Genomic DNA, 18,742 nt, shown 5'->3' on the forward strand with positions numbered 1-18,742 from the left:
GTTCCCCGCCGGCCCGGGGCCGGCGGGGGACAACCGCTCAGGCGGCCGCGGCCTTCGGCTGCACCTCGGCGAGGTAGTCGTCCATCAGCGTCTTGGTGAGCGCGGCCGGGGTGAAGCGGTAGGGACCGATCTCGGAGACCGGTGTCACTTCGGCGGCCGAGCCCGTGATGAAGCACTCGGAGAACCCCGCCATCTCCTCGGGCAGGATGCGGCGCTCGACCACCTCGACGCCCCGGCGGCGGGCCAGCTCGATCACGGTCTGGCGGGTGATACCGTTGAGAAAGCGGTCGGCGGTGGGCGTGTGGATCACGCCGTCCTGCACGAAGAAGATGTTGGCGCCGGTGCACTCGGCGACGTTGCCCTCGAAGTCGAGCATCAGGGCGTCGGCGTAGCCCCGGTTCTCGGCCCGGTGCTTCGAGATCGTGCAGATCATGTAGAGGCCCGCCGCCTTCGAGGCGCACGGCGCCGTGCGGGGATCGGGCCGGCGGTACTCCGCCATGTCGAGGCGGATGCCCTTCATCTTGGTGGCGGCGTCGAAGTAGCTCGGCCATTCCCAGGCGGCGATGGCGAGGTGGATCGTGTTGCCCTGGGCCGAGACGCCCATCATCTCCGAGCCGCGCCACGCGACGGGGCGCAGATACGCGTCCTTGAGGCCGCTGGTCTTGAGGACGAGCTGCTTGGCCGCCTCGATCTCGTCCACCGAGAACGGGATCCTGAAATCGAGGAGTTCCGCCGAGCGGTGCAGGCGCCGCGTGTGCTCCAGGCTCTTGAAGATCTGCCCGCCATAGGCGCGCTCGCCCTCGAACACCGACGATCCGTAATGGAGACCGTGGCTCAGCACGTGGATCTTCGCCTCCCGCCACGGCACCATGGCGCCGTCGAACCAGATGGTGCCTTCGCGCTGGTCGAACGGGATGACGGACATCGGCAGGGTCTTCCTGATGGCGGCCCCCGCGGGGGCCGGGCATGTCTGGCGGAACGCGGGGTGCGCCGGGTGGGGCGGATCCGTCAAGGGACAAATCCGCGGGACTCGATCGCGCCGGCCGACGCGTCGGCCCGGGCAGGGTTGACGGGTACCAACCGGGCTGAAATATGTCAACGAGGCTGACTTATATCGGGACCCCCAGAGACGTGACACGCGAGCCGCCGCGCGCCAACCTGACCGCCGAGGCCGCCGCCGGCGAGCCGGCCGGAGGCCTGCACGGCGCGGGGAGCCCGCGCGAGACGGCCTGCAGCAGCGACGACCTGATCGAGCTCCTCTTCTTCGCCTACCGCGACTTCGTCGGCGACCCCGACCGGATCCTGGCGCAGTACGGCTTCGGCCGGGCGCACCACCGGGTGCTGCACTTCGTTGATCGCTACCCGGGTCTGACGATCGCCGAACTCCTCGACATCCTGCGCATCACCAAGCAGAGCCTCAACCGCGTCCTCAAGGACCTGATCGAGCAGGGCTACATCCTGCAGCGCACCGGCACGAGCGACCGGCGCCAGCGCCTGCTGTTCTGCTCCGGCACCGGGGCGACGCTCGCCGCCGAGCTGACCCGGGTCCAGGCCCGGCGTCTCGCCCGTGCGCTCGCGATGCCGGGCGCGGCCGGCGCCTCGCCGGAAGCCTTCCTGCTCGCGATGATCGAGCCCGACGAGCGCGCCGCGGTGCGCCGCCTAATGGCGCGGCGCGGCCAGGGGACCGGCGAGACGGGCGGTCCGCTGGACGCCAAGGTCCTCGGGCAGGACGCCGCCTGATGGCGCTCGCGCGGCCCGAGCTGCCGGAATCCGCGCCGCACGTGCTCGTCGTCGACGACGACCGGCGCCTGCGCGAACTCCTCTCGCGCTACCTCGCCGAGCAGGGGTTCCGCGTCACCAGCGCGGCGAGCGCGGCCGAGGCGCGGGCGAAGGCCCAGAGCCTCCTGTTCGACGCGCTGGTGCTCGACGTGATGATGCCGGGCGAGAACGGCTTCGACTACGCCCGCAGCGTGCGCGAGACCTCGCGGGTGCCGATCCTGATGCTGACCGCCCGCTCCAACACCAACGACCGGGTGATGGGGCTGGAGATCGGCGCCGACGACTACCTGCCCAAGCCCTTCGAGCCGCGCGAGCTGACCCTGCGGCTCAGCAACATCATCAACCGGTCGCAGGCGGCCCGGCCGGCGGGCGGAGCGGAGCCCGTCGGCTTCGGCCCCTTCGTGTTCCGCGCCGACCGGGGCGAGCTGCGGCGGGGCGAGGAGGTGATCCGCATCACCGAGCGCGAGCGGGAGCTCCTGACGATCCTGGCCGCGGCGGGCGGGGGCAACGTCGAGCGCGAGCAGCTCTCCGGCAGCGGGGGCGTCGCGGCCGAGCGGGCGGTGGACGTGCAGATCAACCGCCTGCGCCGCAAGATCGAGGTCGATCCGGCCAACCCCCTGCTGCTCCAGACGGTGCGGGGCGTCGGCTACAGGCTGGCGGTCGATTAGGCGGCTCCGTTGGCTGCCGGCTCCGGCGTATCGACACGCAGCAGCAGCGCCACCGGGATCAGCCCCACCAGCACGATCAGCAGGGCGGCGACCGTGCCGTCCTCGTAGGTGCCGCGGGCGGCCTCGCCGTAGAGGTGGGTCGCCAGCGTCTCGACGTTGAGCGGGCGCAGCAGCAGGGTCGCGGGCAGCTCCTTGGCGCAATCGACGAAGACGAGGAGCGCCCCGCTGAGCAGCGCCGGCCAGGCGAGCGGCAGCTGGATCCGCCCGAGCGTCGCCAGCGGCCCCCGCCCGAGGAGCCGGCTCGCGTCCGGCAGGGTGCCGGGCAGCCGCGCTAGCCCCGCCTCGCTGGTGCCGACCGCGATGCCGAGGAAGCGCACCAAGTAGGCGGTCACCAGGGCGCCGCCCGTGCCGAGCCCGACCAGCGCCGGCGCCACGCCGAACAGCGCCCGGCCCGCATCGGCGAGCGCATCGTCCGCGAGCGCGAGCGGGCCGAGCAGCCCGATCGCCAGGATGGTGCCGGGCAGCGCGTAGCCGAGCCCGGCGACCCGGATCAGCCCCGGTCCCCAGGCCTTGCGGGCGAGCAGCCGCGGGCTCGCCGCCACCAGGAAGCCGAGGGCGGCGGCGATCAGCGTCGCGATGCCCGCATACAGCACCGTGCTGGCGATCTCGGCCGGCAGACGTTCCGGGATCCCGCTCCGCAGGATGCGGGCGGCGGCACTGTGGCCGAGGAAGCCCGCCGGGATCAGGAAGCCGCAGGCCACCGGCAGGAACCCGAGGGCGAGCGCCGCGAGGCCGGCGCCTCGCGAGAGCGGCAGGCGGGCCATCCGGCGCGGGCGCTGCGCCGCGGTCGCGAAGCCGCGGCCCCGGCGGGCGCGCCGCTCGGCCGCGACCAGCACCATCACCAGCGCCAGCATCACCAGGGCGATCTGGGCCGCGCCCGCGAGGTCGGAGCGGTTGATCCAGGTGGCGTAGACCTGCACCGTCAGCGTGCGCACGCCCAGGAACTCGGCCGCGCCGATGTCGTTGAGCGCCTCCATCAGCGCGAGGCTCGTGCCCAGCGCGATCGCCGGCCGGGCGAGCGGCAGGGCGACCCGGCGGAAGGTCGTGGCGGGGCGCCCGCCGAGGGTCCGCGCCGCCTCCATCAGGTTGGCCGCCTGCATCCGGAACAGCGCCCGGGTCGGCAGGTAGACGTAGGGGTAGAGCACGAAGCCCAGCAGCAGGATGCAGCCCGGCAGCGAGCGGATCTCCGGGAAGGCGAGGTCGCGCGGGCGCGTCAGGCCGAGGAGATCACGCAGGGTCGACTGCACCGGCCCCAGCGGGTGCAGCAGGTCGAGATAGGCGTAGGCCACGATGTAGGTCGGCACCGCGAGCGGCAGCAGCAGGCCGATCTCGAGGAGGCGCCGGCCCGGGAACTCGTAGGCCGCCACCAGCCACGCCGCGCCCGTGCCGACCACCGTCACCACGAACCCGACGCCGAGGAGGAGGGCGCCCGTCTGCCACAGGGCCTGGGGCAGCACGTAGGCCCAGAGATGCGGCCAGAGCTCGCCCGTGCCCTGGAGCGCCGCGTAGGCGAGCGAGGCGACCGGGCTCAGCACCAGGGCGGCGACCGCGAGGGCGGCGAGCCCGAGGAGCAGGGCGGCCGCGCGCGACCGGAGGGGCGGGGTCCCGGCGACGATCATCTGTGCGCTCGGCGGCACCGCTCTCTCCCCCCGGGCGACGGCTCGGCCCGATCGCCCGCCTTGGCAGCCCGGGAGCGAGCCTGTAACCCGACAGCGGTTCAGAGGGAAACGCGATGCGGCTCGTGGTTGTCGGCGCCGGCGGGCGCATGGGACGGATGCTGGTGCGGGCGGTCGCGCAGGCCGAGGGCTGCACCCTGTCGGGCGCGATCGAGCGCGCGGGCGCGGACGTCCTCGGGCAGGACGCCGGCACCCTGGCCGGCTTGCCCCCGCTGGGCGTGCCGGTCACCGACGACGCGCTCGCCGCCTTCGCTTCCACCGACGGCGTGCTCGACTTCACGGCGCCCGCCGCCACCGTGTTCTACGCCGAACTCGCCGCGCAGGCCCGCATCGTCCATGTGGTCGGCACCACGGGCCTCGGCGCGGACGACCTCGCGGCGCTGCGCGCGGCGGCCTTCCACGCCCGCATCGTGCGCTCGGGCAACATGTCGCTCGGCGTCAACCTCGTGGCCGAGTTGGTGCGCCGGGTGGCGGCCTCGCTCGGCGCGGAGTTCGACATCGAGATCGCCGAGATGCACCACCGCCACAAGGTCGACGCCCCCTCGGGCACGGCGCTGCTCCTCGGCGAGGCGGCGGCCTCGGGGCGCGGCGTGGACCTCGCGGAGGTGCGCGTCTCGACCCGCGACGGCCATACCGGCCCGCGCCGCCCCGGCGACATCGGCTTCGCGACCCTGCGCGGCGGCAGCGTGGTCGGCGACCACAGCGTGGTCTTCGCCGGCCCCTCCGAGCGCATCACCATCAGCCACCACGCCGAGGACCGGGCCCTCTTCGCCAGCGGCGCCGTGAAAGCCGCGCTCTGGGCCCATCCGAAGCCGCCGGGCCTCTACACGATGACAGACGTGCTCGGGCTGTAAGCCGGGCCGTATCCGGTCCCGCCCCCGGCTTGGGTAAGCCGGCCCGGCTCTGCTAGTAGCCCGACCAGACGGCCGGGCAGTCCCGGCGGCAAGGGATACGGATCGATGGAGCGCCTGCTCGTCCTCGCTCGGCACGGCCAGAGCGAGTGGAACCTCAAGAACCTGTTCACGGGCTGGCGCAACCCGGACCTCACCGCGCTGGGCGTCGAGGAGGCCCGCAAGGCCGGCCGCTGGCTGAAGAGCGAGGGCTACGGCTTCGACGTCGCCTTCACCTCCGATCTCGGCCGGGCGCAGCGCACCTGCGCGCTGATGCTGGAGGAGATGGGCATCACCGACATCGAGGTGATCCGCTCGCAGGCCCTCAACGAGCGCGATTACGGCGAGTTGTCCGGCCTCAACAAGGACGACGCCCGCGAGCGCTGGGGCGCCGAGCAGGTCCATCTCTGGCGCCGCTCCTACGACGTGCCGCCCCCCGGCGGCGAGAGCCTGAAGGACACGGCCGCCCGCGTGCTGCCCTTCTACATCGAGCGCATCCTGCCCCGCGTGATGGCGGGCGACCGGGTGCTGGTGGCCGCCCACGGCAACTCGCTGCGCGCCCTCGTGATGGTGCTCGACCACATGACCACCCAGACCATCGCGGGCCTGGAGATCGCGACCGGCGTGCCGCTGGTCTATCGCCTCGCCTCCGACACCACGGTCGCGGCGAAGTCGGTGCTGGAACGGGACATCGACGTCTGAGCGCGCACCCGGAGGGCGGAATTGCGCTGGCGCCGGGGCTGGTCCACCACCCCGGCTGGCTCGACGCCGCGTCCCGCGCCGCGCTCGGGGCGGAGGTCGCGGCGGTGCTGGCCGCCGCGCCCGCCTACACGCCGCGGATGCCGCGTACGGACAAACCCTTCTCGGTGCGGATGACGAATGCCGGGCCCCTCGGCTGGGTCTCGGACCGCGCCGGCTACCGCTACCAGCCGCACCACCCCGAGACCGGCGCGCCCTGGCCGCCGCTGCCCCCGACGGTGCTCAGGGCCTGGGCGGAGCTCGCCGGCTATCCGCACCTGCCGGAAGCCTGCCTGATCAACCTCTACGGCCCCGAGGCCCGTATGGGCCTGCACCAGGACCGGGACGAGCGGGACCTCGCCGCCCCCGTTCTCTCCTTGTCGCTCGGCGCGCCCGCCCTGTTCCGCTACGGCGGCCTGAAGCGGACCGACCCGACCCGCTCCCTGCGCCTGCGACCGGGCGACGCCCTGGTGATCGGAGGGACCTCGCGGCTGATCTTCCACGGGATCGACCGCATCCTCCCGGCCGGCGACCTCGTCGATCCCGGCGAGCCGGCTCTGCCGGGTCTCCCGCTCGGCTGGCGCCTCAACCTCACCGCCCGGCGGGTGAGTCCGCCGGCCTGAGGAAAGCCATCGTCTGATCCGCTGATCACGGCCGCACCCCACGGACCACCCGGGAGACAGCCGTGCCGCGGCGGCGCGCCGGGCCGCGGGCCTCTCCGCCGCCATACCTATCGGAGCGCGGCTTGACACCGGCCGGACGGGGGAGGACCCACTAAGGCCGTGGGCGCTCGCTCGGCGAGGCGCGATCCGAATGGTCAGGTTCCGATGCGGTTGCGGTACATCACGCAGGGTCTGAGAGTCGCCGGGCTCGTTCTGGCGCTGGCGGCGCCGCTGGGGACACCGCCATCGGCCCGCGCGGCCGAGATCGTCTACCCGGCCGGCTCCCGCTTCGGCTTCCAGCCGCCCGCCGACATGGTGCCCTCACGCCGCTTCGCCGGCTTCGAGCGGCGCGAGGGCGGCGCCACGCTCTCGGTGGTGGAGTTGCCGCCGAACGCCTTCGCGGAACTCGTCACCAACTTCACGGACGCGAACCTCCTCACCCAGGGCTTCGCCGTGGAGAAGCGCGAGCCGATGAAGATCGGCGAGGCCGAGGCGATGCTGTTCACGGGTGAGCAGCCGAGCGCCCCCGGCACGGAAGGGCCCACGGTCCGCAAGCTCCTGCTCCTCGTGGGCGACCCGACCGTCACCGGGATGATCGTCGCCCAGGCGCTACCCGATGCCGAGACCGAGGCGAGTCTGCGGGCGCTCATCACGAACGTGACGATCCGGCCGCCCCTGACCCTCGCCCAGCAGGTGGACGCGCTGCCCTTCCGCATCGCCGACCCGGCGGGGTTCCGCCCGGTGCGGGTTCTGGCCGGGAACTCGGTGCTGATGACCGAGGGATCGAAAGACCAGATGCTCAACGTGGAGCAGCCGATCCTGGTCGTGGCCCAGGCGGTGCAGCAGCCGCCGGCCGCCGAGCAGCGCGACGGCTTCGCGCGCAGCGCGCTCTACGCGAACCAGACCATGAAGGATTTCGTGATCGAGCGCGCGCAGAGCTACCGCCGCAACGGCGTCGACTGGCACGAGATCGTGGCCCGCGCCGTCGATGTCCCGTCGAACAAGCCCATCGTGGTGTCCCAGACCATCCGCTTCGCCCCGGACGGCTACCTGCGCGCGGTCGGCATCGTGCGCGAGGACCAGCGCGACGGCACGCTGTCGAAGTTCCGCCAGATCATCGACAGCGTGCAGATCAAGTAAGCGGGTCGGGTCACGGGGCATCCGCGGCGCGTGCCGGCGACCAACGGCTCGCCATCACCCGCTCCGGGCATCCGGGGCAACGGCTCTCTCCTGTGCGCCGGGGGCTCCGCGGCCGTCACGGTGTCCGGCGGGACGTCCGGCGCGGCCACCGCGTCCAGACCGCGAACCCTGCGATCGCCGCGAGGGCGAGTGCGGCCAGCGCGAGGCCGAGGCCGAGGCCCCTCGGCCGATAGCGGAGCACCAGGTCGCCGGCCCCGGCCGGAATCACCACGGACGGCAGGATCGCGTTGACGATCTCAACGGTGAGCGGCTGCCCGTTCCACGCGGCCTCGTAGCCCGGGTACCAGGCCCGCGCCCATACGATGCGACCGCCTGGGCCGGCCAGCCCGTAGCGCGCCTCCCGGACATCCTCCTCGGCCCTCCTGATCTCTGCGCCTTCGGGCAGGCGCGACAGCGTACCGGGCAGGCTCGGCAGCGTCCGCTCGAACAGGACCCCGCTCTCGACGGATCGGTGCACCCAGCCCGGGCCGGCCACGGCCGCGAAGGCCACGGCCCGCGCACCCGCCTGCGCCGTGACCCGCGTCACGCGGGCGAGGTCGAGGGTGCTCGCGCCGGTCACGGGATCCGGGCGCGTCCAGCGCTCGGCCGCGTCGGGGCAGGACCCGCCGATGTAATCCAGGCAGAGGTCTCCGAAGCCCCGCCCGCGCATCGGCGAGTAGCCGGCGATCGCGGCGTTGCCGGTGTAGAGGGCGGTGTTGCCCTGCGGGAAGGCGAGATACAGGCCGGCCGGGGCATCGCGGATGTCCGGCCTCCTGAACAGGGCCCGCTCGAACAGGAGCAGCGCCGTGTCGCCCTGCCGCAGACCGGGCTCGCCGCGGTAGGCCGCCCGCTCCATCGGCGGCCGCCAGTCCGGGAACTGACTGTTGCCCGGAAAGATCTTGGTCAGCGCCGCGAAGATGGCGATGTGGCTCATACCGATGGCGATCAGCCCCGTCCGGATTCGGGGCCCCCCGCGGCGCAGGACGATCAGCACGACCAGGACCACCGGCAGGAGAAGCAGGAGATTCACGCCGATCGCATCGACGAGCGGGAGGCCGGCGAGGAGGCCGGTGCCGAGGATCAGCGCCGACGCCCGGCGGGCGGACCAGACGTGCCCCGGCTGGCCGAGGAACCACGCCCCCAGGACCGCGCAGCCGATCTGGAAGTAGGGAAGGAAGCGGAAGGGCCAGCGCAGCTGCGACACGCCCGGTGCCGCGGCCAGGAGACCGAGCACGAGGGTCGCGGCGAGGAGGAGCGCGGCACCGGTGCCGGCCGGCCCGCGCATCCGCGGCCACGCGCCGTGCAGCATGGCGACCGGGATCCACCAGCCCACGTACTGCATCGGCGGCGAGACGACGAGCGAGAGGCCGCCGAAGCTGATCCAGGCCTGCGGGAAGACCGGCGCGCCGATCGCGACGAGCGTCGGGAGCGGTGTCTGCCACTGGTGCAGGTCGAACGATTCCGCCAGCCGCGCGGTGCTGCCGATCGCGGCCGCGAGCGGCATCCAGGCGGGCGCCGCGAGCGCGAAGCCGAGGCCCGCCGCCAGCACGGCCCGAAGGCCCGCCCGCCGATCCGCGCCGGCGAAAGCCCCCGCCGCCACGCCCGCCGCCAGACCCGCCAGCAGGGCCGCGTCCGCGAAGGGCCAGCCGCTCGCCACCACGAGGAAGACCGCCAGCGCCGCGGGCGCGATGAAGCGGCTGTCCTGCCCGGCCCAGATCAGGAAGGCGGCCGCCCACGAGAGCCAAGCCGCGCTGACGAGGCCCGGCACCCAGCTCACCGCACCCCAGTCGACGACGCCGAGGCAGGTGGCGCCGGCGAGGCCGCCGAGCACGGCGAAGGGCCGCCCGGTGCCGATGCTGCGCCCGAGCGCGTAAGTGCCCGCGCCGAGAAGGCCGACATGGAAGACGGCGTAGAAGGCGGCCGCCCTGTCGAGGCGTTCGAAGCCGTCGAGCACGCGGTAGAGCGCGAGGCAGACGGGGTTCAAAAGGCCGTACTGGTACTCGGCGAGGAACGCCCCGCCCTGGAACAGGCGCGGCGTGAGGAACGGCCACTCTCCCGACCGGATCAGCCGGGCGATCTCGAGGAAGCCGGGCAGGAAGTAGGACTGGGCATCGTCCCGGAAATAGAAGCTCGGCTCGTGCAGGAGGGGAATCGCCGCGGTCGCGGCGGCGAGGCAGGCGGCCAGGAGGGCGTGGCCGATCTCCGCGCCGGCCCGGGAGCGGGGGCTCCCGGACGGGGCTCCGCCGGAGATCGCCGCCCGCCCGGCGAGCGGGCCGGTGCCGGTCGTCATCGCGTCCACACCGCCAGGACCGACTTGCCCGCCCGGTAGCCGATGAGAGGATCGACGCGGCGCGAGAGGGGCACCATCAGCCGGTCCCAGACGGCGATCTGCCGGGCCGTGGGCATCGTCTGACGCAGGAGCGCGGCGTTGGCGAACGATGCGGCCAGGCCCACGCTGTCGAGGTAGCGCAGCCGCACGAGCCTCAGGCCGTCCGGCGCGACCGCCCGAAGGCTGGCGCTGGTGTAGCGCCGCTCGTGCCCGATCGCCGCGTCGAAGGGCGAGTAGAGGCGGGGATGGGCGGGTGCCAGCACCACGAGGGCGCCGCCCGGGGCGAGAGCCGCCGCCGCCCGCGCGAGTTCCGCCCGGTCCTCCCGGACGTGTTCGAGAACGTCGATGTAGAGGATCGCGTCGTAGGGCTCCGGGTCGCCACAGGAGCCGGTGTAGGACGCGAGCGTGCCGTGGCAGGCGCGGACGTGCGCCGGCAGCGTCCCCGCCGCCGCCTTCGCGGCGAGCGCGGCGGCGAAGCGGCGGTCCGGCTCGAGGCAGGTCCAGTGCGTCACGCCGGGCCGGCGGGCCAGGATCTCCGCGGTCGCACCGAGACCGGCCCCGACATCGAGCACCCGGCCGCGCAGGAACGGTGCTATCTCGCGCGACCAGTAGGCCTTCCAGGAACGTGCCGCGGCGAAAAGGTCGAGTTCGGTGCCGACGTAGCCGTCCGCGGTCAGGAGGCCGCTTTCCATGTCGTCCGTTCCCATGCCGCGTCTTGCCACGCCATCCCTTGCCCAGCTGCCTCGTCCGGCGGCACCCCGGAGGAGGGCGGGGACGCCCGCTGCGCCGGATCCGCGCTCGGGACCAGGAAGCGCTCGGCCTCGCGGGCCGGCACCACCTCGGACAGGGACCGGCGGTTGAGGTGCGAGGCCGCGGAGGCGAGCGCGAGGAGGATCGCCTGAAGCAGCGCGACGAGGAGCAGGCCGGCCGCGCTCGTGGCCCAGCCCGGCACGGCCATGTCCGTGCCGAAGCGGATCGCGACCACCGCGACCAGCGCGGCGACGAGGCCGCCGGAGAAGAGCCCGAGGGCGATCAGGAGCCGGACGAGGCAGACGTCCTCGAAGACCGCGATCGCGTTGAGCCCGTGCCGGATCAGGCTGGTCAGGTTCATGCTGGAGCGGCCCGCGTAGCGCGTGCCCCGGTCCAGGCGCACGCGGTGCAGGGGCAGGCCGGACCGCAGCAGCGTCGCGGCGAAATGGCTCCACAGCGCCGGGCTGTGGACGAGGCGGGCCAGCGCCCGCGGCGGGATCACGCAGTAATGGCCGAAATCGATCGTCTTGCCGGTCCCGATCACGAAGAAGGCCTTGAACACGGCGTAGCCCAGGGCGAAGCGCGCGCCCTCGAAGCGGCGGCCGCGCCGCACGCAGATGATCGCGTCCGGATGGGCCGCACTCGTGTCCAAGAGGTACGGGATGTGTTCCGGACGATCCTCGCCGTCCCCGTCCATCACGATCACGGCGCGGTAGGAGGCCGCGCGGGCGCTCGCGACGGTGAGGCCGACCGCGATGGCGCGTTGGTGCCCCAGATTGGCGACCAGGGTCGCCCGCCGGAGGCGCAGGCGCGGCGCCGCGTCGGCGATGGCGCGCAGCGTCTCGTCCCCGCACTGCCACGAGCCGTCGTCGACCACGATGAGGTCGGCCGTCAGATTCCGCGTCTCGCAGACGGTCCCGATCGACTGGGCGAGATGCCGGAAGGCCGCCCAGTCGTTGTAGACCGGTACGACGATGCCGATCGGCAACGCGTCCTCCCCGGCGGTCGCGCGCAGGCCTGCCAATTCCTGTGCGGCGCGGGCGAAACGGTCCCCGGGCCGCTCCGGCGGAGCGTCGACCACGTCCCTCATCATCCCCCCGGGCGCCGACGGTTCCGGTCGCGCTGGTCCGGGTAGCGGACGCCCTGAGCCGGCTCGACGGGCAGGATGGCGAAACACGGTTAAGGACGGATGTAGGAGACGGGCAGGCCGCGCCGAAACGGATCGGGGCGCGGCTCGCGCCGCGCCCCGATCTCGTCGCAGGTCCGTGAGGCCGGGATCAGTGCCCGGTGGAGACCGGGTTCATCACACCGTTGCGGGCATGGTGGGCCTTCAGCATCGGACGGAGTGCCGTGATGGCGAGCGCCGCCGCGGTCAGGTCCATGATGGCGACCGTGTAGAGCACGGTCGACCACGTGCCGGTGGCCTGCATCAGGAGGTTGCCGACCGGGACGAACAGAGCGGCGAGGCCCTTGGCGCAGTAGAGTACGCCGTAGATCTTGCCGATGTGCTTCGAGCCGAAGGTGTCGGCGGCGGTGGCCGAGAACAGGGAGTACACCTCGCCCCAGGCCAGGAACACGATGCCCGAGAGGATCACGAAGGCCCAGGGGTTCGAGCCGAAGTAGCCCAGCGCCACGATGCCGATGCCCTCCATCGCGAAGGCGATGAACATCGTCTTCTCGCGGCCGATCTTGTCCGAGACCCAGCCGAAGAGGGGACGCGAGACGCCGTTCATGATGCGGTCGAGCATCAGCGCGAAGGGCAGCGCCGCCATGGCGAAGAAGTACAGGTTCACCTGGAAGTTCTTCACCCCGAGGTCCTGCGCGATCACGCCGAGCTGGGCCACCGCCATCAGGCCGCCGGTCACCGTGCAGGTGAACATCAGCAGCATCACCCAGAAGACCTTCGTGTTGAGGGCCTCCTTGAGGGTGTAGTCGCGCCGGGACTGGAGCACGGTCGAGGAGAACTTGACTTCGCCGCCGGACGGGCCGCGCACGAAGATCGCCGCCAGGATGATCACCGCGCCCTGGATCAGGCCGAAGGTGAAGAAGGCCTGGGCGTAGCTGCCCGCATCGATCATCTTGGCGATGGGCAGGATGGTCAGCGCCGAGCCCGCGCCGTAGCCGCCCGCCGTCAGGCCGACCGCGAGGCCGCGCCGGTCCGGGAACCACTTCAGGGCGTTGTTGATGCAGGTGGCGTAGACGCAGCCGACGCCGATGCCGCCGACGATGGAGCCCATGTAGAAGCCGGTGAGCGAGGTCGCGTAGGAGTTCACCACCCAGGCGAGACCCGTCATCAGGCCGCCGAACATCAGCACCTTGCTGGGGCCGTACTTGTCGATGAAGTAGCCCTCGATCGGGGTGAGCCAGGTCTGGACCACCACGAAGATGGTGAAGGCGACCTGGATCGCGGCGCGATCCCAGCCGAAGGTCTTCTGAATCTCGGGGACGAATAGGGTCCAGGCGTACTGGATGTTGGCGGCTGCCACCATGCAGAGTACACCGAGCCCGAGCTGGAGCCAGCGTCCCGCCATGGGTCTCGCCTCTGCGCGTATTGCGGCGGAGGATGTCATGGGCGTCTCCTTCTCCCTCGCCGGCAATAGGTTCGCGATCGGACAAATGTCCTCCCGCGCCTCCGGTCGATGCTTTCCCAGCGACCACCATCATTTGGTAAGATACGGCGGCATCGCTGGTATGCAGTATTTGTAATGATGACAGCGTTGGCAACCGGAATTTTCTTGCCGGGTGCCAACGAAATTTTTGCATGGGAGGCGCATTTTTCAGGATTAGAGGTCTTTCTAGAACGTGTCAGCCGGCCTCGTCCGGCTCCGGACCGCGGGTGACGTCGAGGCCGGGACCGCGGCCGGCAGGCGGTCCGACCTTCACCGCAGCCCCCGTGCGGGCCGCCTCGTAGATCGCCTCCATCAGAACGTGGTCCTGCAGACCCTCCTCGCCCGGCGTGCGCGGGCGGCGGCCCTCCTGGACGCAGCGGGCGAAGTGGTCCATCTCCAAAGCGAACTGGTTCTTGTGGGAGAGCCGCCGCTCGTCCCGCGTCACGGCCTTGCCGCTGCGGTGTGTCACGAAGAGGCGCTGGCCCGTGTAGGCAAAGGCGTTCTCCAGATCGATCTCGGCGCCGGCGCTGTGCACGGTGAGGCGGCGCGCCTCGTGCACGCCGTAGCTCGTCATGCACTGCGCGATCACGCCGGAGGGGAAGGTGAGGGTGAAGCTCACGCTCTCCTCGACTTCGGCGAACTTGCGGTCGTCCGGGGGCGAGTGGATCCGGGCAGTGACCTGATCCGGCTCCTCGCCGAGGAGCGCGCGCACGCCGTTGAGGCAGTAGATACCGATATCGGGCAGCGCGCCGCCGCCCGAGAGCGCCCGGCGCAGGCGCCACTGCTCGGGCAGGCCCGAGGTCTGGCCGTTGAAGGCCTGGATCAGGCGCGGGCGACCGAACTCGCCCGCCCGGCTGATCCGCACGACCTCGCGGTTGAAGGGCTCGTACTGGCAGCGATAGGCGATCATCAGCCGGACGTTCGCGCGCTCGCAGGCCGCGATCATCTCGCGCGCCTCCGCGGAACTCGCCGCCATCGGCTTCTCGCAGAGCACGTGTTTGCCGGCACCCGCCGCCGCCAGAACATTGTCCCGGTGCACCGCGTTCGGGGTGACGATGTAGACCGCCTGGACGTCCGCGTTGGCCTTGAGCCTGTCCCAGTCGCCGTAGCCGTAGACCGCGTCCTCCGGCACGCCGTACTGCTGCGCCACGAGCCGGGCCTTCTCGGGCGAGCCCGACATCACCGCGGCGAGCCGGGCATGTTTGGTCTGGCCCAGCGCCGGCAGGATCTCGTCGAGGCTGAGCCGCCCGAGGCCGACCACGCAGTAGCCGGTGCGCTTGGCCACCGGCTGCGGCGCGGGGGTGGGCGCCGGCGGCTTGTCGCCCTCGCCGCGCCAGTTCGGGAACATCACCCGGTTGCCCTGCACCGCGCCCGTGTCGGCCGGGACCGTGGGGCTGGGCGGGGCGGCGTTCGCCCGGCCGCCGAGGCCGAGCGCGCCGGTGATCGCGGCGCCCGCCGCCAAGAGGTTGCGCCGGGAGAGCGCGCTGTCGTCCGTCATCGGGGATGTCCGCTATGCGAGGGATCTCGTCCGGCCAATGAAGGCGCTCGCGCGGGGGTTCCTGGCCCGCGGCGACGCGCCGGGCGGGGGCGCCCCGCCCGCGATGTCACACCGGGGCAAAATCCGGTGGGGCCCGCGCCCGCCACCTTGCCGGCCCGGCGGCCCTCGGCGACAACGTGAGGGCGTCCCGGATCGGCCGAGCTCGACCGGTCCTCGCACCCGCGTATCTCGTTCAGGTGTCACCCAAGCGATGCTCCGGTTCCTCGGCCGGCATGCGGGCCTGTCGGCCTTCGGGGTGGTGGCCGCCGTCGTCCTCGGGCCCCTCGCGGTGTTCTGGCCGGGCGCCGGGGCACTGGCCCTCGCCCTCCTCGGCGCGCTCGGAGCGCTCGCCGCCCATGCCCGCGCCACCGCGCTGCGGGTGCGCTGCGATGTGCTATCCCGGGAGATCGACGGTCTCTCCAAGCGGCTGCTGCGGGCGGAGGCGCTCGCGGCCGCGCGACCGGAGCCGGACCAGTCCGGGCTGACCGCCGAGGTCTCGGACCTCGGCGTCGAGATCGGCCTGCTCAGCGGCATCGTGCGCGACCTCACCGCGGTCGTCGGCGCGCAGGACGCCGAGGTCGCCCGCCTCAAGGCGGTCGCCGCGCGCGCGGCCGCGTCGGCTGCGCCGATGCCGACGCCCGCGGCGCCGCCCGCCGCCCCCCGGGTCGTTCCCGCCGAGCCCGCGCGGCCGGTGGCGGCCCCTCCGGCCACCCCGCCCCCGGTCCCGGCGGCTGCGGTCCGGTCGCTTCCGCCCCGCGCGATCCTGCCCCGCCCCGAGCCCCTGCCCGAGGCCGCGCTGGTCGCGGCCTTCGAGGGCGAGGGGCTGGAGGTGCATCTCCAGCCCGTCGTCACCCTGCCGCAGCGCAAGGTCGTGGCCTACGAGGCGCTGGCGCGGCTGCGCGCGGGCACGGACCTGATCGTGCCCGAGGACTTCCTGCCGGTGCTGGAGCGGCACGGCCGCACCACCGAGCTCGACCGTCGCATGCTCCAGCGCGCCGCGACCGTCGCGCGCCATCTCGGCAGCCGCGGCAGTGAGGCGAGCGTCACCTACGGTCTCTCGCCGCTCTCGCTCTACGAGCCCGGCTTCCTGCGGTGGCTCGCCCGGCTGGTGGGCGACGAGTCCGGCCTTGCCGGCCGTCTCGTGCTCGCCCTGCCGCAGGCCAGCTGGCGCAGCCTCGACCCCGAGCAGGCGAACGCGCTCGCGGCCCTTCGCGGCAAGGTGGGCTTCGCCCTCGACCGGCCGCAGGACCTGCGCTTCGACGGCATCGCCCTGGCGCGCGTCGGCGTCGGTCAGGTCAAGGTGCCGGCGGGCCTCCTGCTGCGTCCCGACCGGCCGGACCTCGCCGACATCGCCGTCGAGGATCTGGTCACCGCCCTCGCCCGGGCCGGCATCCGCCTCGTTGCGCAGGCGGTCGAGGCCGAGGGCGAGGTGCCGGACCTGATCGACCTCGACGTCGCGCTGGCTCAGGGCTCGGTCTTCGCCGCGCCGCGCCCCGTGCGCGCCGACGTGCTCGCCGCCCCGCCCACCGCCGAGCCGCCCGAGCCCGAGCCGCCGCAGCGCCGGCCCTTCCGCTCCTTCCTGCGCCGGGCAAGCTGAAGTCCTCGGCCGTTGCCATCGCCGCCCCGTCCGCCTAACCGGACGCCGCGACCGCCGCAGGACCACGCATGACCGAGCACGATACCCGTCACGTTCGCATCCCGACGCTCTCCGGTTTCCGGGAGATCGCGGACGCCTACGACCTGATCCTCTGCGACGTCTGGGGGGTGCTGCACGACGGCCGCCGGGCGCACACGGGCGCGGGCGAGGCGCTGATCCGCTTCCGGCACCATGCCGGGGCGGAGCGCCCGCGCCGGGTGGTGCTGGTCTCGAACGCGCCGCGCCCGGGCGAGGGCGTCGGGCGCATCCTCGACGGGTTCGGCGTTCCGCGCGAGGCCTACGACGCCATCGTCACCTCGGGCGACCTCACCCGGGCGCTGATCGCCGACCGGCCCGGCACCCGCCTCTACCATCTCGGGCCCGAGCGCGACGCGGGCATCTTCCGGGGCCTCGACGTGGAGCTGGTCGCGGCCGAGGCCGCCGATCTCGTGCTCTGCACCGGCCTGTTCGACGACCGCACCGAGACGGCCGACGATTACCGCGACACGCTCGGGGCGCTCCACGCGCGCGGCGTCCCGATGATCTGCGCCAACCCCGACCTCGTGGTCGAGGCGGACGGCCGGCTGATCCCCTGCGCGGGGTTGCTGGCCGCGGCCTACGCCGATCTCGGCGGCGCGGTGGTCTACGCGGGCAAGCCGCACCGGCCGGTCTACGAGGCTGCGCTCGCCCGCGCGGGCGAGCTCGACGGGCGCGAGCCGCCTGACGCGGGCCGGGTCGTCGCGGTCGGCGACGCGATCCGCACCGACATCGCGGGCGCCCGTGGCTTCGGCATCGCCAGCCTCCTCGTCGCCCGGGGTATCCACGCGGAGGAGCTGGGCGTCACGGCCGAGCACCACCGCCTCGGCGAGATCGCCGGCTGGCTCGCCACGCAGGCGGTGCGGCCCGACGCGGTGATCGAGCGCCTGGTCTGGTAGGATTCGGCGGCAAGGCGCGGGATGCGCCGACGCGCGCGAACGGCAGGATGGGGCTTCGATCCCCGAAAGGCCTCCAGACCGGAGACATCGCGATGCCCGATCCGACCGCCACCGCACCCCCCAAGGCCGTCCGTCCCCTCGACGAGGCCACGATGTGGGCGGCGCTCGCCGCCCGCGACGCCGCCGCAGACGGACGCTTCGTCTTCGCGGTGCGCACCACCGGCGTGTACTGCCGCCCGAGCTGCCCGTCCCGGGCGGCCCGGCGCGAGAACGTGCGCTTCTACCCCGGACCGTCCGAGGCGGAGGCCGCCGGCTACCGTCCCTGCCGGCGCTGCCGCCCGGACGCGGCGGGACCGGCCGAGCGGCGCCGCGAGGCGGTCGCCCGCGCCTGCCGGCTGATCGAGCGGGCCGAGACCGAGCCGGCGCTCGATGCACTGGCGGCCGAGGCGGGCCTGAGCGCGCACCACTTCCACCGGGTCTTCCGCGCGATCACCGGCGTGACGCCGCGGGCCTACGCGCGGGCGCGCCGGGCCGAGCGCCTCGCCGCTGCCCTGCCGACGGCCGGCACGGTGACGGAGGCGCTCTACGCGGCGGGCTACAACGCCCCAAGCCGCTTCTACGCCGAGGCGCCGGAGCGGCTCGGCATGAGCCCGACCGCCTATCGCCGGGGCGGGGCGGGTGCGCGCATCCGCTTCGGGGTCGGGGCCTGCGCGCTCGGCGCGATCCTGGTGGCGGCGAGTGAGCGGGGCGTCTGCGCCATCCTGCTCGGCGACGATCCCGACGCGCTCGTGCGCGACCTGCAGGACCGCTTCGCCGCCGCGGAACTCGTGGGGGGCGACGCGGTGTTCGAGGCCTGGATGGCGCGGGTGATCGGCCTCGTCGAGGCGCCGGGACGAGGCCTCGACCTGCCCCTCGACATCGGCGGCACCGTCTTCCAGCAACGGGTCTGGGAGGCGCTGCGCCGGATCCCGGTGGGCGAGACCGCGAGCTACGCCGAGATCGCCCGCGCCATCGGCCTGCCGGCGGCGGTCCGTGCGGTGGCGATGGCCTGCGGCGCGAACGCGCTGGCTGTCGCGATCCCCTGCCACCGGGTGGTGCGCTCGGACGGCGCGCTCTCAGGGTACCGCTGGGGTGTGGAGCGCAAGCGCGCGCTGCTGGCACGGGAGGCGGAGGAGGGCGAGGGGTGATGGCGCCCCGGTCTCCCTCCCCCCTCTGCGGGGGAGGGTGGCGCCCGAAGGGTGACGGTCGGGACGAAGTCCCGCAAAGAGGGGAGCCCGGCTTCAGGAAGGGGCGC

16 protein-coding genes are annotated in these 18,742 nt (G+C 73.3%); 9 read left to right on the forward strand and 7 right to left on the reverse strand.

Annotation, left to right across the window (positions count from 1 at the left end; translation table 11 throughout):
- Positions 1–37: 37 nt before the first annotated feature.
- Positions 38–925 carry a branched-chain amino acid aminotransferase gene (locus MFF56_RS11640; protein WP_066924714.1) on the reverse strand — a complete coding sequence of 296 codons (888 nt, stop codon included), beginning with the start codon at positions 923–925 and terminating at the stop codon, positions 38–40.
- A gap of 206 nt (positions 926–1,131) precedes the next feature.
- Between MFF56_RS11640 and MFF56_RS11645 the strand changes: the two genes are divergently transcribed.
- Positions 1,132–1,740, forward strand: coding sequence for a MarR family winged helix-turn-helix transcriptional regulator (locus tag MFF56_RS11645; RefSeq protein WP_373324050.1), 609 nt, complete (start codon positions 1,132–1,134; stop codon positions 1,738–1,740).
- Positions 1,740–2,447, forward strand: coding sequence for a response regulator (locus tag MFF56_RS11650; RefSeq protein ID WP_082773204.1), 708 nt, complete (start codon positions 1,740–1,742; stop codon positions 2,445–2,447). Before MFF56_RS11645 ends, MFF56_RS11650 begins: the two co-directional genes overlap by 1 nt.
- Here MFF56_RS11650 and MFF56_RS11655 read toward each other — a convergent pair.
- Positions 2,444–4,126 (reverse strand): ABC transporter permease, encoded by a 1,683-nt coding sequence (locus MFF56_RS11655; protein ID WP_066924717.1) that lies wholly within the window; start codon positions 4,124–4,126, stop codon positions 2,444–2,446. The two genes, MFF56_RS11650 and MFF56_RS11655, sit on opposite strands and share 4 nt — an antisense overlap.
- Positions 4,127–4,239: 113 nt before the next feature.
- Here MFF56_RS11655 and dapB point away from each other — a divergent pair, with 113 nt between their 5' ends.
- The 4 genes from dapB to MFF56_RS11675 all read left to right on the forward strand — a co-directional run bounded on the left by dapB (position 4,240) and on the right by MFF56_RS11675 (position 7,613).
- On the forward strand, positions 4,240–5,037 hold the full coding sequence (gene dapB / locus MFF56_RS11660; RefSeq protein ID WP_066924719.1) for a 4-hydroxy-tetrahydrodipicolinate reductase: 798 nt from the start codon (positions 4,240–4,242) through the stop codon (positions 5,035–5,037).
- A gap of 105 nt (positions 5,038–5,142) precedes the next feature.
- Complete coding sequence (locus tag MFF56_RS11665) at positions 5,143–5,775, forward strand: 2,3-bisphosphoglycerate-dependent phosphoglycerate mutase (protein ID WP_066924721.1); 633 nt, start codon at positions 5,143–5,145, stop codon at positions 5,773–5,775.
- A 20-nt stretch (positions 5,776–5,795) separates the two neighbouring features.
- Positions 5,796–6,434 carry an alpha-ketoglutarate-dependent dioxygenase AlkB gene (locus MFF56_RS11670; RefSeq protein WP_238230059.1) on the forward strand — a complete coding sequence of 213 codons (639 nt, stop codon included), beginning with the start codon at positions 5,796–5,798 and terminating at the stop codon, positions 6,432–6,434.
- Positions 6,435–6,638: 204 nt separating this feature from the next.
- Entirely contained in the window at positions 6,639–7,613 is a 975-nt protein-coding gene (locus tag MFF56_RS11675; protein ID WP_066927490.1) for a hypothetical protein, read from the forward strand.
- Between the two features lie 115 nt (positions 7,614–7,728).
- Here MFF56_RS11675 and MFF56_RS11680 read toward each other — a convergent pair whose 3' ends face one another.
- The 5 genes from MFF56_RS11680 to MFF56_RS11700 all read right to left on the reverse strand — a co-directional run bounded on the left by MFF56_RS11680 (position 7,729) and on the right by MFF56_RS11700 (position 14,838).
- Positions 7,729–9,942: a hypothetical protein gene (locus tag MFF56_RS11680; RefSeq protein ID WP_238230062.1), complete on the reverse strand. Its 2,214-nt coding sequence runs from the start codon at positions 9,940–9,942 to the stop codon at positions 7,729–7,731.
- Complete coding sequence (locus MFF56_RS11685; protein WP_066924740.1) at positions 9,939–10,673, reverse strand: methyltransferase domain-containing protein; 735 nt, start codon at positions 10,671–10,673, stop codon at positions 9,939–9,941. Before MFF56_RS11685 ends, MFF56_RS11680 begins: the two co-directional genes overlap by 4 nt.
- On the reverse strand, positions 10,655–11,821 hold the full coding sequence (locus MFF56_RS11690; RefSeq protein WP_082773206.1) for a glycosyltransferase family 2 protein: 1,167 nt from the start codon (positions 11,819–11,821) through the stop codon (positions 10,655–10,657). Before MFF56_RS11690 ends, MFF56_RS11685 begins: the two co-directional genes overlap by 19 nt.
- A gap of 187 nt (positions 11,822–12,008) precedes the next feature.
- Complete coding sequence (oxlT, locus tag MFF56_RS11695) at positions 12,009–13,301, reverse strand: oxalate/formate MFS antiporter (RefSeq protein ID WP_066924738.1); 1,293 nt, start codon at positions 13,299–13,301, stop codon at positions 12,009–12,011.
- 235 nt (positions 13,302–13,536) lie between these two features.
- Complete coding sequence (locus MFF56_RS11700; protein WP_066924736.1) at positions 13,537–14,838, reverse strand: Gfo/Idh/MocA family protein; 1,302 nt, start codon at positions 14,836–14,838, stop codon at positions 13,537–13,539.
- Positions 14,839–15,088: 250 nt separating this feature from the next.
- On the opposite strand from MFF56_RS11700, the gene MFF56_RS11705 reads away from it, so the two are divergent.
- The 3 genes from MFF56_RS11705 to ada all read left to right on the forward strand — a co-directional run bounded on the left by MFF56_RS11705 (position 15,089) and on the right by ada (position 18,635).
- The gene (locus MFF56_RS11705) at positions 15,089–16,474 is read left to right on the forward strand and encodes an EAL domain-containing protein (protein WP_238230044.1); all 1,386 of its coding nucleotides are present in this window, start codon (positions 15,089–15,091) and stop codon (positions 16,472–16,474) included.
- A gap of 68 nt (positions 16,475–16,542) precedes the next feature.
- Complete coding sequence (locus tag MFF56_RS11710) at positions 16,543–17,448, forward strand: TIGR01459 family HAD-type hydrolase (protein ID WP_066928102.1); 906 nt, start codon at positions 16,543–16,545, stop codon at positions 17,446–17,448.
- A 92-nt stretch (positions 17,449–17,540) separates the two neighbouring features.
- Positions 17,541–18,635 (forward strand): bifunctional DNA-binding transcriptional regulator/O6-methylguanine-DNA methyltransferase Ada, encoded by a 1,095-nt coding sequence (gene ada / locus MFF56_RS11715; RefSeq protein WP_238230045.1) that lies wholly within the window; start codon positions 17,541–17,543, stop codon positions 18,633–18,635.
- Positions 18,636–18,742 lie beyond the last annotated feature (107 nt).

The sequence above is a fragment of the Methylobacterium hispanicum genome (assembly GCF_022179285.1).
Classification (GTDB): domain Bacteria; phylum Pseudomonadota; class Alphaproteobacteria; order Rhizobiales; family Beijerinckiaceae; genus Methylobacterium; species Methylobacterium hispanicum.

What these genes read in the sequence shown, in the direction of transcription:
- MFF56_RS11640 (WP_066924714.1), bottom strand. Translation starts at nt 925, where the DNA reads ATGTCCGTCATCCCGTTCGACCAGCGCGAAGGCACCATCTGGTTCGAC.
- MFF56_RS11650 (WP_082773204.1), top strand. Translation starts at nt 1,740, where the DNA reads ATGGCGCTCGCGCGGCCCGAGCTGCCGGAATCCGCGCCGCACGTGCTC.
- MFF56_RS11655 (WP_066924717.1), bottom strand. Translation starts at nt 4,126, where the DNA reads ATGATCGTCGCCGGGACCCCGCCCCTCCGGTCGCGCGCGGCCGCCCTG.
- dapB (WP_066924719.1), top strand. Translation starts at nt 4,240, where the DNA reads ATGCGGCTCGTGGTTGTCGGCGCCGGCGGGCGCATGGGACGGATGCTG.
- MFF56_RS11665 (WP_066924721.1), top strand. Translation starts at nt 5,143, where the DNA reads ATGGAGCGCCTGCTCGTCCTCGCTCGGCACGGCCAGAGCGAGTGGAAC.
- MFF56_RS11675 (WP_066927490.1), top strand. Translation starts at nt 6,639, where the DNA reads ATGCGGTTGCGGTACATCACGCAGGGTCTGAGAGTCGCCGGGCTCGTT.
- MFF56_RS11680 (WP_238230062.1), bottom strand. Translation starts at nt 9,942, where the DNA reads ATGACGACCGGCACCGGCCCGCTCGCCGGGCGGGCGGCGATCTCCGGC.
- MFF56_RS11685 (WP_066924740.1), bottom strand. Translation starts at nt 10,673, where the DNA reads ATGGAAAGCGGCCTCCTGACCGCGGACGGCTACGTCGGCACCGAACTC.
- MFF56_RS11690 (WP_082773206.1), bottom strand. Translation starts at nt 11,821, where the DNA reads ATGAGGGACGTGGTCGACGCTCCGCCGGAGCGGCCCGGGGACCGTTTC.
- oxlT (WP_066924738.1), bottom strand. Translation starts at nt 13,301, where the DNA reads ATGACATCCTCCGCCGCAATACGCGCAGAGGCGAGACCCATGGCGGGA.
- MFF56_RS11700 (WP_066924736.1), bottom strand. Translation starts at nt 14,838, where the DNA reads ATGACGGACGACAGCGCGCTCTCCCGGCGCAACCTCTTGGCGGCGGGC.
- MFF56_RS11705 (WP_238230044.1), top strand. Translation starts at nt 15,089, where the DNA reads ATGCTCCGGTTCCTCGGCCGGCATGCGGGCCTGTCGGCCTTCGGGGTG.
- MFF56_RS11710 (WP_066928102.1), top strand. Translation starts at nt 16,543, where the DNA reads ATGACCGAGCACGATACCCGTCACGTTCGCATCCCGACGCTCTCCGGT.
- ada (WP_238230045.1), top strand. Translation starts at nt 17,541, where the DNA reads ATGCCCGATCCGACCGCCACCGCACCCCCCAAGGCCGTCCGTCCCCTC.